The organism is uncultured Caldilinea sp. (assembly GCF_937128415.1).
In the GTDB taxonomy this organism is placed as follows: Bacteria; Chloroflexota; Anaerolineae; order Caldilineales; family Caldilineaceae; genus Caldilinea.
This window is the reverse complement of sequence record NZ_CAKZMJ010000096.1, coordinates 37566-52225: the sequence shown is the minus strand read 5'-3', so window position 1 is coordinate 52225 and position 14660 is coordinate 37566. Positions and strand designations below refer to the sequence as shown.

At 61.8% G+C, this 14660-nt stretch carries 10 protein-coding genes; 4 read left to right on the top strand and 6 right to left on the bottom strand.

The features are described from left to right. Positions 1-15: 15 nt before the first annotated feature. Positions 16-918: an ABC transporter permease gene (locus tag Q0367_RS18655; protein WP_297629604.1), complete on the top strand. Its 903-nt coding sequence runs from the start codon at positions 16-18 to the stop codon at positions 916-918. A gap of 9 nt (positions 919-927) precedes the next feature. Here the strand turns inward: Q0367_RS18655 and Q0367_RS18650 are convergent, their stop codons facing one another. The 3 genes from Q0367_RS18650 to Q0367_RS18640 all read right to left on the bottom strand — a co-directional run bounded on the left by Q0367_RS18650 (position 928) and on the right by Q0367_RS18640 (position 3886). Next, complete coding sequence (locus Q0367_RS18650) at positions 928-2640, bottom strand: elongator complex protein 3 (RefSeq protein ID WP_297629601.1); 1713 nt, start codon at positions 2638-2640, stop codon at positions 928-930. Then, positions 2637-3266 (bottom strand): Uma2 family endonuclease, encoded by a 630-nt coding sequence (locus Q0367_RS18645; protein ID WP_297629598.1) that lies wholly within the window; start codon positions 3264-3266, stop codon positions 2637-2639. The genes Q0367_RS18650 and Q0367_RS18645 overlap by 4 nt, the downstream gene beginning before the upstream one ends. A 263-nt stretch (positions 3267-3529) precedes the next feature. Beyond that, a complete protein-coding gene (locus Q0367_RS18640) occupies positions 3530-3886 on the bottom strand; it encodes a 2Fe-2S iron-sulfur cluster-binding protein (protein WP_297629595.1) in 357 nt (118 codons plus the stop codon). Between the two features lie 200 nt (positions 3887-4086). Here Q0367_RS18640 and Q0367_RS18635 point away from each other — a divergent pair, with 200 nt between their 5' ends. Both Q0367_RS18635 and Q0367_RS18630 read left to right on the top strand, forming a co-directional pair. After that, entirely contained in the window at positions 4087-5445 is a 1359-nt protein-coding gene (locus Q0367_RS18635; protein WP_298984079.1) for an MFS transporter, read from the top strand. A gap of 104 nt (positions 5446-5549) precedes the next feature. Further along, entirely contained in the window at positions 5550-6554 is a 1005-nt protein-coding gene (locus Q0367_RS18630) for a DUF368 domain-containing protein (RefSeq protein ID WP_297629588.1), read from the top strand. A 325-nt stretch (positions 6555-6879) separates the two neighbouring features. Here the strand turns inward: Q0367_RS18630 and Q0367_RS18625 are convergent, their stop codons facing one another. After that, positions 6880-8676, bottom strand: coding sequence for a sugar phosphorylase (locus tag Q0367_RS18625; protein ID WP_298984077.1), 1797 nt, complete (start codon positions 8674-8676; stop codon positions 6880-6882). 210 nt (positions 8677-8886) lie between these two features. Here Q0367_RS18625 and Q0367_RS18620 point away from each other — a divergent pair, with 210 nt between their 5' ends. Next, positions 8887-11292: a DHH family phosphoesterase gene (locus tag Q0367_RS18620; RefSeq protein ID WP_298984075.1), complete on the top strand. Its 2406-nt coding sequence runs from the start codon at positions 8887-8889 to the stop codon at positions 11290-11292. 84 nt (positions 11293-11376) lie between these two features. On the opposite strand, the gene Q0367_RS18615 is transcribed toward Q0367_RS18620, so the two are convergent. Together Q0367_RS18615 and Q0367_RS18610 are read right to left on the bottom strand one after the other, a co-directional pair. Then, on the bottom strand, positions 11377-12252 hold the full coding sequence (locus Q0367_RS18615) for a zinc metalloprotease HtpX (protein ID WP_297629581.1): 876 nt from the start codon (positions 12250-12252) through the stop codon (positions 11377-11379). A gap of 499 nt (positions 12253-12751) precedes the next feature. Beyond that, on the bottom strand, positions 12752-14641 hold the full coding sequence (locus Q0367_RS18610; RefSeq protein WP_298984073.1) for a hypothetical protein: 1890 nt from the start codon (positions 14639-14641) through the stop codon (positions 12752-12754). Positions 14642-14660 lie beyond the last annotated feature (19 nt).

Genomic DNA, 14660 nt, shown 5'->3' with positions numbered 1-14660 from the left:
GTTAAGGTTCCAACCATGACAGCGTCTTCTGGCTCCATCACGGCAAGACAGGGCGGCGACGTTGCACTGCGAGCCCCGCGCTCGAACCTCAGCATGACGTTGCGTCGTCTCTCGCGCAGCCCCGGCGCCATCCTTGGAGCGACCCTGGTCGCCATGTTTATCCTGATCGGGATTTTTGCCCCTGTGCTTGCCCCCTATGATTTCGAGGCCGCAGATTTCGTCAAGGTGCGCCAGCCGCCGAGCGCCGAGCACTGGCTGGGCACCGACGAGCTGGGCCGCGATCTGCTTTCCCGCCTCCTCTACGGCGCGCGCCTCTCGCTGGTGGTCGGCCTGATCTCGGTGGGGATCGGCGTGCTGATCGGGGCGCCGCTGGGATTGATCAGCGGCTACGCCGGCGGCCGCGTGGATCAGGTGATTATGCGGTTGATGGACATCTTGCTGGCTTTCCCGAGCATCCTGCTGGCGATCCTGATGGTGGCCGCCTTTGGTCCCAGCCTGACCAACGCCATGATCGCCATCGGCGTGGTCTCGATCCCGGTCTACGCCCGCCTGATGCGCGGCTCTACGCTAAGCATCAAGGAGGAGCTTTATATCGAGGCCAGCCGTTCGGTGGGAACGCCGTCTCATCATATCCTGACGCGCCACGTGCTGCCCAACACCATCGCCCCCATCGTCGTGCAGTCCACCTTGCAGATCGCCGTGGCGATCCAGGCTTCGGCCGCGCTCGGCTTTCTCGGCCTGGGCGCTCCCCCGGATGTGCCGGAATGGGGCAACATGCTTCAGAAGGGGCGCACCTATATCCTGTCCGCACCCCACATTGTCGTCTTTCCCGGTCTGGCCATCATGCTGGTGGTGTTGGGGTTCAACCTGATGGGCGATGGTTTGCGCGACGCGCTCGACCCGCGCATGGCGAGATAAATTCGGCGGTTACGCCGTGTCGCCGGACATGTAGAGCTCGCCCCGCTCGAAGCCACGCGCCGCGTAGTAGGCCTGCGTGCCGGTGGCGGCGATCACGCTGATGCGGCGGAAACCCGCCTCCCGGCTGATGCGACGGGCCGCTTCGATCAGCTGCGTGCCCAAACCTGCGTGCTGCGGCTGGCCGTTGCTCTCTGCGCCGATGCCCAGCGCCGGCCCATAGACGTGCACTTCCCGGATCATCGCATGGCCGGCGATTTCGGGGAGGAAGGCGCGGCTGCCGACCTGCGCGTGGTTGGGGAGACTCAACCGCAGAAAGCCGGCGATCAACCCCGGTTCGGGATAGCGTTGGTTGGTCACAAAGTGCAGGAAGTGCTCCTGGGTGAGGTCGGTGGCGTAGCTGTACACGCGCAACTCGAGCTGATCGAGCCGCACCTCGCGACGGCGGATTTCATGGCAGCGGATGCAGCCGCAACGCTGACCGCGCCTCGCCAATTCCTCCTGCACAATCTGACGCAGGTTGCTCAGCTTGACGCCCGCCTGGATATGATGCGCCGGAATGTCGCGGAAGAGACGGTTGACGCGGGTGTAAGGCGGGATGGTCGGCTTGACGTCGGCCAGCAAGGCGACCAGCTCCTCCTCGCTGTAGGGGCGATACTCTCCGGCGAGATAGCGTTCATAGAGTTCTGTGCCGGCGATGAGCGAACACGGATAGATTTTCAGCTCATCGGGGCGAATGGCGGGGTCGCTGAACAGGCGCGCAAAATCGGCGCGATCCCTTTCCGGCGTGGCTCCGTAGAGGTTTGGCATCCAGTGCAGGTGCAGCTTGAAGCCGGCGGTGCGCAGCAGCCCCAGGGCGCGACGCACAGCCTCGACGTCATGCCCTCGCTTGTTGAGCGCCAGAATCTCGTCGTCCAGGCTCTGCACGCCGATCTGCACCTTGGTCACGCCCAGTTTGCGCAGGTGGACGATCTCCTCCGGTGTGATCCAGTCTGGCCGCGTCTCAATCACCAGGCCGACGTTGCGGTGGCGGGCGGTGACGTTGCGCGCCTGCGCCTCGGCGAGAGAAGCGGAGGTTCCCAGCGACGGATCGCCGGCGGCGTTCATGGCGTCGAAGCAGCGCTGCACGAACCATTCCCGGTAGTCCCGGCTGTAGGCGCTCCAGGTGCCGCCGAGGATCAGCAGCTCCACCTTGCTGGCGTCATGGCCGATGCTTTCAAAGGATTGAATGCGCCCCAGCGTCTGTTTGAACGGGTCAAAGCCGTCGCGTTCGGCGCGCTGGCACCCCGGTTCGTCGTAGATGTAGCTTTTGGGCATGCGCCAGTCGTCCGGGCAGAAGATGCATTTGCCGGGGCAGCCTGCAGGCGCCGTCAAGACGGTCACAGGCGCGACGCCGCTTTGTGTGCGCATCGGTTTCATGCGGATGCGCTTTTCGATCAGGGGGTCGGCTTCGATGTCGCCTTCCGCCACCAGGTGGCGATAGCCGGCGACGAGGTTGGCTTTGGAGTACAGCTCCCGATTCTGTTTGGGATGACGCAGCAGGATGCGCTGCAGGCTGGTGCGCTCGTCCCATTCGCTTTCCGGCACGGCGCGCACCTCCTGAAAGATGGCGTAAAGGGTGGCCGCCTCGCGCGCAGGGTCGAAGTTGCGGCGTCGGGCCTGCCAGGCCTCCGCCTTTTCGAGCACGTCGGCGGGAATTTCCTCCGGGGCAAGCACGCGTTTCATATCAGTCCCTGTTGCCGTGCAATCTCCAGCTCAGTCGGCCGTTCGACGCCCTCCGGCGGAAAGATCCACTCCGGCCGCAGCCAAAAACCAGGCAGCACGCGCGAGCGCAGCGCGCCCTCCTCCGGCGGAAGCGGGGTCATTTCCCCGTTGACGTTGACGTAGAGCGTTACGGTGCGATCGATGGGGTCAATCAGCCAGTACTCTTTGGCGCCAAAGCGGCCGTAGTTGATGCGTTTTTCCACCAGATCGTATTGTCGGCTGCTCGGCGAGACGATCTCAACGGCCAGGTCCGGCGCGCCGTCAAAGTACACATCTCCCGCTTTATTCAAACGACCTGAGGCGACGAACGCCAGATCGGGCTGATAGACATTTTCATCATTGAGTCGATAGGCCGCATTGGGCCCGGTGATTTCGCCGAGTTTGTGATGGCCGACAAAATTGCGAAAGATTGCAGCAAGAAATGTCACAAGAATCTCATGAATTCGGGTGGCCGGCGAGGCCATGACAAAAACCCCCTCAATCAGGTCGGATTTTTGCTCGCTCTGCGGCGCAGCGAGATAGTCCTCGGCAGACATGCGCGCAGAGGCAGGGATGTCTGATAGGATCGGGGCGCGTGCGCTCATCATGCTCGACCTCCGTTCTTCCACACTTCGCGCAATGATCTTGCGCATTCTCAGTATATCACAAGCGCTCCAGGCAGAGCCTTCTCATCCGAACGATGTGGGCCTCTGGGCGCCGGAACCTAGATTCGGAGGCGCAGTTTCTTTTAATCCATCCGCCTCGAAGATTTGTGCAGAACCAATGAAAAAGGACGCAAAGACGCACAGGATACACTCCTTCCCCCGGCCTCTTTGCGTCCCTGGCTTGCCGCTTTGCGATGTCTGTTCGGCTATTTTTTGACCCACACCGGCTCGGGGTGGATCTCCGGCGCCGGTCGCGGCCCGGGGTCAGGGCGTCCGCTGCCCTCCAGGCGACTGATGGCGCGTACGGTCATGTCATGGTCGCAGAGGATCTGACAGGAAAGCCGCACGCCGGTCAGACCGCGCTCCGCCAGTTTATTTTTCTCCGCCTCGGTCATCATTTCAGGCTCCCCCTCGATAAACTCCACGCGACAGGTTGTGCATCGACAGTTGCCCCCGCAAGCGTGAAGCTGATCGACGCCGGCTTCGTCGATCAAGGCGAGCACGAGGCGCTTGCCGGCAGGCACCTCGAAGGTTCCAAAATTTTCCACAGTGAGCTTAGGCATAATTTTTTCTCCCTCAAACTGGTGTGCGAGTTTTAGAGAACTAAAAAACAAAATGAACCTGCATTCAGTGAAGGTTATATCGCACTGTATAAACGCTGCCTTGATTTTTCTCGAAAGTCGGTGCGAGCGTTGTATGATAGTTCACATTTGTCGATGCTTTGCGCACTTTCAAGCGCAAGGCTTTCAGGAGCAATCATCTCATGCATGCACCAAAGTTGCAGGCGCCCACAGGAATGACGGCGTTCGTTGTGATCTGGCTCGGTCAGGTTTTTTCTTTGCTGGGCACGGCGATGACGCGCTTTGCGCTGACCATCTGGGCCTTCCAGGAGACCGGAGAAGCGACGGCGCTGGCGCTGGTGGGTTTCTTCTCCTTTGCGCCTCTGGTCATCTTCAGCCCGATCGCCGGCGCGCTGGTGGACCGCTGGAATCGCAAACTGGTGATGATTTTAAGCGATTTAGCAGCCGGCCTGGCGACGATTGTGATTTTGCTGCTCTACGTCAACGGTCGGCTGGAGGTCTGGCATCTCTACGTGGCGGGGGCGTTCGCCGGCATTTTTGAGTCCTTTCAATTTCCGGCCTTTTCCGCAGCGATGAGTGTGCTCGTGCCCAAGGCGCAATATGGCCGCGCCAACGGTCTCCTCTCGTTGGCGGAGTCGGCGGCTGCGATTGCAGCGCCGGTGTTGGCGGGCATTCTCTTGCGCATGATCGGCGTCGCCGGCGTGATGACTATCGACATTGTCACATTCACGCTTGCCGTTACGGCGGTGTTGATGGTGGTTGTTCCTCAGCCACAGCGTTCGGCGGAGGGGACTGCAGCAGCCAGCAACATTTGGAGAGAAGCGCTCTACGGTTTTGTTTACATCTGGCGGCGCAAAAGCCTGTTGGGCGTGCAGCTCACTTTCGCCATCAGCAATTTTTTCACCAGCATCGGCATGGTGTTGATTGCGCCGATGGTGCTGGCGCGCACGGCTTCCAATGAGTTGGCGCTGGCGGCCGTTCAGTCGGCGATGGGAATCGGCGGGCTGGTCGGCGGACTGGCGATGACCGTTTGGGGCGGGCCCAAACATCGGGTGCACGGCGTGCTGCTCGGTTTCATTGGGAGCAGCCTGCTGGGGCTGATTCCGCTTGGGCTAGGCCGGAACGCAACGGTGTGGGCCATCGGCGCTTTTTGGTTGCTTTTCTTCTTCCCGATCACCAATGCCTCCAATCAGGCGCTCTGGCAGGCCAAAGTCCCTCCTGATGTGCAGGGACGCGTCTTTGCGACTCGCCGTTTGATCGCTCAGATCAGCGGCCCCCTGGGCATCTTGCTGGCGGGCCCGCTGGCCGACCGCCTCTTTGAACCTGCGATGCGACCCGGCGGCGCGCTCCATCCTCTTCTGGCGCCATTTTTCGGCGCGGGTCATGGCGCAGGCATGGCGCTGTTGATCGTCATCGTCGGCATTTTGGGCGTCTCCGCCGGCGTCGTAGGCTATCTGGTGCGCGCGATTCGCGAGGTGGATGTATTGTTGGCCGATCACGACGCGGAAACGGCGACCGGCGATGCGCTGGCGCTCTCATGACCTTGAGCGATGAGATGCGGGGGATCGATGAGATGTGAGGGCAGTTGCCACATGCGACTTGAGAAGGTTGTGTCGTGCGATTTGAAACGTAAGGAACGATGGATATGAAAACTTCGGCTGTGAAAACGATTCATAAGACGCCTGAGTTTGTGCAGGAGCGCAAACGCCTCCAGGATTATCTGGGCGTTTACGCTTCGGGCTTTGCCATGGGCAGCGCCGACGTCGTGCCCGGCGTCTCCGGCGGCACGATCGCCTTTATCGTCGGCATCTACGAAGAGCTGATCGGCAGCATTCGCATGATTGGGCAGCCCGTTTTTTGGCGGGCGCTGCTGAGTTTGCAGTGGAGAGAGGCGATCCGGCTGATCAATCTCGCCTTCCTCTTGACGCTGCTCGCCGGCATTGCCACCGCCATTGTCTTGCTGGCGCCTGGCATCGAATGGATGCTGGTTCATCAGCCGATCATCATCTGGAGCTTCTTTTTCGGGCTGGTGCTTGCGTCGATCCTTCTGGTGGCGCCGCGGGTCAAAGTCTGGTCGATCAGTCGGTGGGTGGCCCTGGCGGCCGGCGTGGTCGGCGCGTACTGGTTGGTCGGCCTGACGCCGGTGCAGACGCCGGAGGAGTGGTGGTTTCTGATGCTCAGCGGCGCCATCGCCATTTGCGCCATGATTCTGCCCGGCATCTCCGGTTCGTTCATTTTGGTCTTGCTAGGGAAATATCAATTTTTTATCAACGCGGTCAATCAACGCGACCTGGTGAGCATCGCCCTCGCAGGCATCGGCGCGGCCATCGGTTTGGTGACCTTCGCACAGGTGCTCTCGTGGTTGTTTCGCCGCTATCATGACCTGACGGTCGCCGCCCTTACGGGGTTGATGATCGGCAGCCTGCGCAAGGTATGGCCGTGGAAGGAGACGGTGGCGACCATGATCGACCGTCACGGCGAGGAGGTGCCGTTGATTCAGCGTAATTTTATTCCGCCCTTTTTCGTCGAAGGCTCCGTCAATATGGAGATTGTGTTTGCATTGGCGGCGGCATTGCTCGGCGTTGCGCTCGTATTGGTCGTGGAGCGGATGGCAATGGCGCGCAACAACGAAGGAAAGCGCGCAGCGTAGGGCGTTGTTTCTCCCCCGGCTCCTGGGTTCGTCGAGAACGTCTCCCCCTCTCCCACCCTTGGGAGAGGGGGCCAGGGGGTGAGGGCCTACCCGGCTCCGTTGAGTCCGTGCGGCTGGGAGCCGCACCTAGGGGGAAGCCGAGGAATTGACGTAGGCGCTGCTCGTAGCGGCGCTTCCTTCCCCCTCTCCCACCCTTGGGAGAGGGGGCCAGGGGGTGAGGGCCTACCCGGCTCCGTTGAGAACGTGCGGCTGGGAGCCGCACCTACGATTTTGCGAAAGTTCGCAGCTTTCTGGAAGGGAATAGCGCCGTTTTCAGAGGCTCCGATTAAGCTCCCAGGGGTGCGTCGCCTTCCGCCAGCCAGTGGACGCCGTAAGGCGGCAGGCGCAGTTCCAGAATTCCATATTTCGACGATGACTCCCCGCCGGCGATCAGGTCGACAAAACGCTCCGTCGGCGTCAACCCCAGCGCCGCAACATCGATTCGCAGGCGCACTTCCCGGTTCGCAACATTATGCAGACAAAGCACGCGACGAGTTCCGTCGAGGCGCGTGCGCACGAGCGCAAAGAGCGCCGGATCAACATGGACGATCTGCTGCGGCGCATTCGGATGGAACGCTGGCTCGCTCGTGCGTGCGACGATCAGGCGGCGATAGCGCGTGAAGACCTGATGCGGCAGCGAAGTTGGATCGTGGAGCAGCGCTTCCAATTCACTGCGGCGAAATTTGCGCCGGTTGATGGTGCGATTTTGTCCGGTGCGCTCCACCCCTTCGCGCCAGTTGCGGCTGCCGAAAAGGCTGTGGACGTAGACGCCGGGCACGCCCGCCAGGCTGAGTAGGATCGCCTGGCTGGCCAAAAATCGGTCAACCTGTAAGGCGAGCGGCTCGTCGGCGTTTGGATCGTTGAGCGCATCGAAATAGACGATGTTTAACTCATACGGAAGCTGGCTGCCGTCGAGCGCAGCGCGATAGTTGACCAGGCCGCCATGCCGGAGCGTGCGCTCCACCAGGGCGTCGATCGCTTCTCGGCTCAGGATGCCTTCCAGCGGCCGCACGCCGATGCCGTCGTGAGAGGCCATAAAGTTAAAGAAAGTCGTCTGCTCTGAAGGCGTCGAGAGGCTGGCCGCCCACTCTGAAAGCAGCGAGGCGTCCTCCGTATGGAAGGTGTGCAGCGTCAACGGCGGCAGGGTGAAGTTGTAGACCATCTGCGCCTCGTTGTAGCCGTCGCCAAAGTAGCTGATGTTCTCCTGGTGCGGCACGTTGGTTTCGGTGATGAGCAGGACGTCGGGCGCAGCCAGGTCGAGCATGGCGCGCATGGCCTGGATCAGCGCATGCGTCTGCGGGAGGTGGATGCACGGCGTCCTGATCTCCTTCCACAGAAAGCCGACGGCGTCCAGCCGAAGCAGCTGCGCGCCTTGCTCTACATAGAAAAGCAACAGGTCAAGGATCTCATAGAGCAGCGCAGGCGAGCGATAGTTGAGATCGACTTGATCTGCGCTGAAGGTCGTCCACACATATTGGACGCCCTCGACGGTTTCGACCGGCGTCAGCAGAGGCGACGTGCGCGGCCGCACCACCGATGAGAGATCGACGGAGGGATCGACGGTGATGAAATACTCCGTGTAAGGCGCCTCCCCTCTTAGAAAAGCCTGAAACCAGGGGCTGGACGCCGAAATGTGGTTGATCACGGCGTCGAACATCAGGCGGAAACGCCGGCCCAGGCGATGAATATCCTCCCAGTCGCCCAGCGCCGGATCGACCTGACGATAATCCACCACAGAGAAGCCATCGTCAGAGGTGTACGGATAGAAAGGCAAGAGATGGACGCCGCTGATCGCATCGCTCACCGTTGTCTCCAACACCTCTGCGAGCGTGCGCAGCGGCGGCTGACCCTCCTCTCGAATCTGGTCGCCGTAGGTGATCAGGATCACTTCCCGTTGATCGGGCAAGGCGCGCAATGGCATTGGATTGGGAGAATCCATCGAGGCGTCGGCGCCTTTTCGTGCAGCGCGCAGGGCGCGCACCTGTTCTATGCGCGGGAGCAATTTTTCAAGAATTTCTCCGGCGGTGGCGCTGCCGTAGACCGAAGCAAGGCTGGCGCGCAGTCGCTCAACCGTCGTTGACATGCGAATCTCCTTTCATGAACGATGGACTTTCACGTCCACAATCTCCTTTTCGCCAGGCATACAGGCTGAAAAAGTGTATGACAAAACCGGAAAGGAGCGCAAGGATAGGGTGGGGAGATGCGGGGGGCTTTTTGGAGCGTTCCGCTTGCACAGCTTATAATTCAGTGTGTGCATGCAGCATAGAACGTCCTTTTCTCCTCAACTGCCTTTATGACTACGCCCCTGCCATGGATTCTGAAACCGCCGGTCCAGCCTTCGTCTGCATTGGTCGCCGCCGTCGGCGGGCATCCGCTGGTGGCGCAGCTGCTGGCGCAGCGCGGGATCGACACGCCGGAGAAGGCCATCCCCTTCCTCGATCCAGAGCGCTATACGCCGGCGGCTCCTTCTGCTCTGCTCGGCGTCGATGAGGCGGCGGCGCTCTTGCATGATGCGATCCGCAAGCGGCAAAAAATTCTTGTTTGGGGCGATTTTGACGTCGACGGACAGACGAGCACGGCGCTTTTGGTCACGGCGCTGCGCATGCTGGCCGGCGACGAACAGGTGCGTTTCCATGTCCCCAATCGTTTTGAGGAAGGACATGGCATCCGGCTGACGAAACTCCAGGAAAAGCTGGCGGAGCATCCCGCCGACGTCCTGTTGACCTGCGACACCGGCATCGCCGAGGGGGCGGCGATCGGCTATGCGCGCGAGAGAGGGATGACCGTCATCGTCACCGATCACCATGACCTTTCTGCAGAGTTCCGCGGGTTGCAGCCCGGCGTCGATGCGCTGTGGGGGCTGAGCGCCGAGGCGGCAGGCGTCGAGAGCGTGCGTCGCGCCAACGCCATTGTGAACCCCAAATTTTTGCCAGAAGGCGATCCGTTGCGCACGCTGCCCGGCGTCGGCGTGGCCTACAAATTGGTGCAGCGACTGTTTGCGTTGGCGGGACGCGGCGGCGAGGAAGAGGAGATGCTCGACCTGGTGGCGTTGGGCATTGTCGCCGACGTCGCCGAACAGGTCAACGACGCTCGCTATCTGTTGCAGCGCGGCCTGGAGAAGTTGCGCAACACCCGCCGCGTGGGCCTGATGGCGTTGATGGAAATTTCGCGCGTCGATCCGACGAAGCTGACCGCTGAGTCGATCGGGTTTCAGCTTGGCCCGCGCATGAATGCGTTGGGGCGTCTCGACGACGCCACCGTTTCCGTCGAGCTGCTCTCCACGCGCGATCCGCTGCGCGCGCGTCAGCTTGCCGCCAAACTGGAGCGGCTCAACCAGGAGCGTCGCGTGCTCACCAGCCAGATCACCCGCTCGGCGGAGGAGATGATCGAGCGCAACCCCAGCCTGCTCGATTTCAACGCACTGGTGCTGGCGCACCCGCAATGGCACGCCGGCGTGGTGGGCATCGTCGCCTCGCGGTTGGTGGAGCGCTACGGCAAGCCGACGGTGCTGCTGCTCACGCCGCCCGGCGAGGCGGCGCGCGGCAGCGCGCGCAGCGCACCCGGCGTGGACATCGGCGCCGCCATCGCCGCCTGCAGCCATCTGTTGATCGCCTACGGCGGCCATCCCGGCGCGGCCGGCCTGACTCTGCTGCCGGAGAACATCGACGCCTTTCGCCGCGAGCTGAGCCGCCAGGTGGAGTTGCATCGCGATCCCGCCGTGCAGCCGGGCCTGCAGATCGACGCCGAGGCGCGCTTGAGCGATCTTTCGCTGGAACTGGAGCGGGAAGTGGCGCGATTGGCGCCTTTTGGGCAAGGCAACCCCCAGCCCCGTTTTGTCACCTTCGGCGTCAACGTCGTCTCCGATCGCCGCATGGGCGCCGACGGCAGCCATCGCAAGTTGCAGATTTGCGCCGTCGGCGACGAGGGGCCGGTGCACGAGTTGCTCTGGTTCGGCGGCGGCGACGCCGAACTTTCCACCGGCGCACTGGACGTCGTCTACACGCTGGGCGTCAACGATTACCGCGGGGAGAGAGCCTTGCAGCTGCTGTATGTGGCGCATCGGCCAGCGCAGCCCCGCACGCTCGAAGTGACGCCGGAGAAAATGCGCCGTGTCCAGGTGGTGGACCTGCGGCGCAGCGCCGACCCGTTGCCTCAGTTGCCTGCGGAAGCCGTCTGGTACGCCGAGGGCGCCTTGCTGGAGGCGAGCAGCCCCGGCGTCGCCTACGCGCCGCGTTTCGAGGCCTCTGCGCGGCCTGGTCGTCCTCTGGTCCTGTGGAGCATCCCGCCTTCGGGCGAACTGTTGCACTGGCTGGTGGAGAGCAGCGGCTGCGAAACGGTGCACCTCTGTGCGCGCGCCACCGCGGACGATGCGCCCGCCGCCGTGATCAGGGACGTGGCGCGCATGGTCAAATATGCGGTGAACCGCGAGCAGACCATCGACATCGGGCGCATGGCGGCGCGGCTGGGGCAGACGGAGGCGGTGATCCGCACGGCGCTGCTGCTGTTAGAGGGGAAAGGCATCGTGCGGTTGGTCGAGTGGCTGGATGGCGACTGCGCCCGTATCGAAGCCGGAGATGCGCAGGGAAGTCAGTCTGAGCTGGAAGCTGTGAAAGCGGAGTTCGAGGCGCTGCTCGCCGAAGTGCGCGCGTATCGGCGTTTTGTGGCGCGTGCGCGGGTGGAAGATTTAGGAATTCTGTGAGGAAGACAGGAGCACAACCGCCGATTTTTGACCGGCGGCTGTGCTGCGTCATGACGGAGACAATAACCTGCGTGAGGGTCTATTTCACGCCGCCGAGGTCTTCGCTGCGGGCTGGAATGCGCGGCGCAGTTCTTCCAGTTTGGCGATGCGCTTTTCCGTGGGCGGGTGCGTGCTGAAGAGCCCCGCCAGGCCGCCGAAGACCGGATTGACGATATAGAGATGCGAAGTCGCCGGTGAAACCTGCATCGGTTGTTGGCGGACGCCGGCTTCCAGCTTGCGCAGCGCGTCGGCCAGCGGCTTCGGGTCGCCCAAGATGCGGGCGCCCTCGGCGTCGGCCACGAACTCGCGCGAGCGCGAGATGGCCAACTGAATGATCAGGGCGGCGATCGGCGCCAGAAAGAGCATCAGGAACCCGCCTGCGCCGCCGCCTTCCTCCTCGTCCCCGCCGCCGAAGAGGGCGCTCCAGAACGCCATGTCGGCGATCATGCTGATGGCGCCGGCGAAGGTCGCCGCAATGCTGCTGATCAACGTGTCACGGTTTTTGATGTGCGCAATTTCGTGCGCCATCACGCCGGCCACCTCATCCCGATTGAGCATCTGCAACAGTCCGGTGGTCGCCGCCACAGCGCCGTGCGATGGCGAGCGCCCGGTGGCGAAAGCGTTCGGCGTGGGGCTGTCGATCAGGTGCACGCGCGGTTTGGGAATGCCCGCCCGATTGGCCAGCGTCTCGACCAGGCGATGCAGTTCAGGCGCTTCCTCCGGCGTCACCTCGCGCGCACCGCTCATCTTGAGCGCCATTTTGTCGGAGAACCACCAGGCCGCCATGTTGATCGCCGTTGCAAAGAGCAGAGCAATCACCATGCCGCCGGAGCCACCGAGCGCGCCGCCGATCACAACAAAAAATGCGGTCAACGTCGCCAGCAACAACGTCGTTTTGGTGGTATTCCAGATTCGACTCATGTTTCACCTCCTGCACTTTTTTCAAATATCGAATAACGATGAACAAGAACGCTTCGCTCGCCGCCTTCGCGGCGCACCCAGCACAGGAGAAGAAAGTTCAAGTCGATGCCGATCGTAGCAGACTCCGCCGAGAGTTGCGTGATCGGACTTCCATTTTCAGCGAGCCTTAAAGTAAAGATGAGGCAGTGTATGTTTTTCACCACAAAGTCACGAAGACAAGAAGACGCAAAGGTTTTTTATCGAATAGCCTGTCAGGCGTAGCTGCGCTTTCTCTTATTTCTAAGACCGTGCGGGTGATCGAGAGCGTGCGGCTGGGAGCCGCACCTACGACGTTCCCTTCCCCCCTCTCCCACCCTTGGGAGAGGGGTTGGGGGATGAGGGGGTGAGGGCCCCTTGCGCTTGCTCGCGTTCCTCAAGACCGTTTCTGCGCGTCCCTTTGTGGATTTCTGTTTCTAATCCGCAAAGAAACGCGCAGGACGAAACGATGCGTTTCAAAAAATTAATTTCCCGGCAGGCCGATCAATTTGACTGCGTCGATTTCGTTCCAGCCGACCACGCTCGGCTCGTCGATGGTCAGGCGCACCTGATTGGTGGCGAAGTCGACCGGTTGCAGCTCTGGACGAAAGACGGCGATCTCTTGTCCGACGGTGTCGGAGACGCCTTCCCACACCACCACCCATTCATCGGTGTTGGGGTCGAGCACTTCGATCCGCACCACGGCGCCGGGGTTGTAGCTCTCGTAGATTTCGATGGCGATTGGAATCACTGCCTGCTCAAATGTGAGCGTCAGCGTTTCGATCTGGGCGTCTGAGTCGCTCGCCGCCCAGGCGGTGTAGAAATCCCCGGGCTCCGGCGTGTCCGGCTCGCCGATCACCTGCTGGGCAGACCAGGCGTCGTCGCTGTATTGGCTCGACGCTTCGGCTGCGCTCACCCACTGTTCGAGCGCACCGGCGGTTTCCTCCGCACTCGGCGCCGCCGTTTCGCTCTCTCCTGCTGCACCGTTTTCGCCAAGCAAGCCCATCAAGTCGGTTACGGCGCCCGTGGAGGCCATGATCACAAATTCTGCATCCTCGGTGAGCCAGCTCCCTTGCACGGTCACGAAGTAATCCGCCGGCTCGTCTGCATAGAGCGCCACAATTTCGCGCGAGCTCGGCAGGTAGCTGTTGTCGTAGGCGACCTCCTGACCCTCCTGGAAGCGTCGCAAGGTGAGATCGATGTCGCTGTCGTCCGGGCCGACTATGACGACAAGCACAAATTGTTCCGGCTCCTCCACCCTGACAATGTAGTTGACGTTCGAGCCCGCCTTGACTTGGCTGCGCACCGGCTCGTTGAGCGGCAACGTTTCAGCCTGCCCCACCTCTTCGACGAGCACCGTGTAGGTTGCGCCGTCCTCGGCGTCGGTGCTTAGCTCTAGGTAATAGACGCCGGCGTGGGGCGCCACAAAGGCAAGCTCGCCCGCCTCGTCTTCGTAGGCGGTCGCGTACCACAGACTTTCTCCAGGCTCCAGACCGACGTTCATCATGATCGTCGCATCTGCTGCCACTGTGACCAACACTTCCGTGCCGGCCTCGGCGACCGTAAATTGATAGACGTCTGTATCATCGAGGCCGGTCAGCTCTCCTTCGGTTTCGACGCCCAGCTCCAGCTTTGGCGCCGGGCCGCTGAGGAAGATGCTCACTTGCAAAGAGGCTCCGCCTTCGATTGGCGCAACGACGAGATCGTACTCGCCTCCAGTGGTGGTGATGTGCAGGAAGTCGGTCTCGTCCGTGGAAATGCTTGCAGACTCCCAGCTATCCCGTTCTGTCAATTCGGCCTGATACACATCTCCTTCGCCGCCCTGTACAAGCACCCCCAGTCGTTGCGGATAGGGGGAAGATTCCACGGTGAGGCGGGCGTAGAGGGGTTCGGCGACGTTTTCTGCAAGGAACGTGGCGCCGTTGAAGAGTTCTCCCGGATTGTCTGGATCGGTGCTCATCGAGCCGGCTTCGATGCCGACGACAAAATCGAGTTCGGCTGCAGCCTCGGCGGTGAAGAGCAAAAGATGCTCGCCGGCGCTGAGTTCTAGATTGACCTCCGATTGCATGGCGCCGTTGTACAGTTCATTGCCTTCGGCGTCGAGCAGCGTGAAGGTGAAGGAAGCTGGATCATCTTCGCCCGTAAATACGAAGGTGTAGACGCCGTCAATGGGGAAATTCATGACATAGGCGATTTCTTCGCCCTCGTCCAGCGACGCCTGCGTAAACTCTCCCAGGAGAATGCGGGTCGCCTCCATTTGAAGGGATGGAGCCGCCTGCGCTGTGATTTGAGGGAGAATGCTCAACACGAACACCAAAGCGCATAGGACGACCGGAAATCGTCGATTCAGTCTGGCGAAATGGATCTTTTGCATGTTTCCTCCATAACAGATA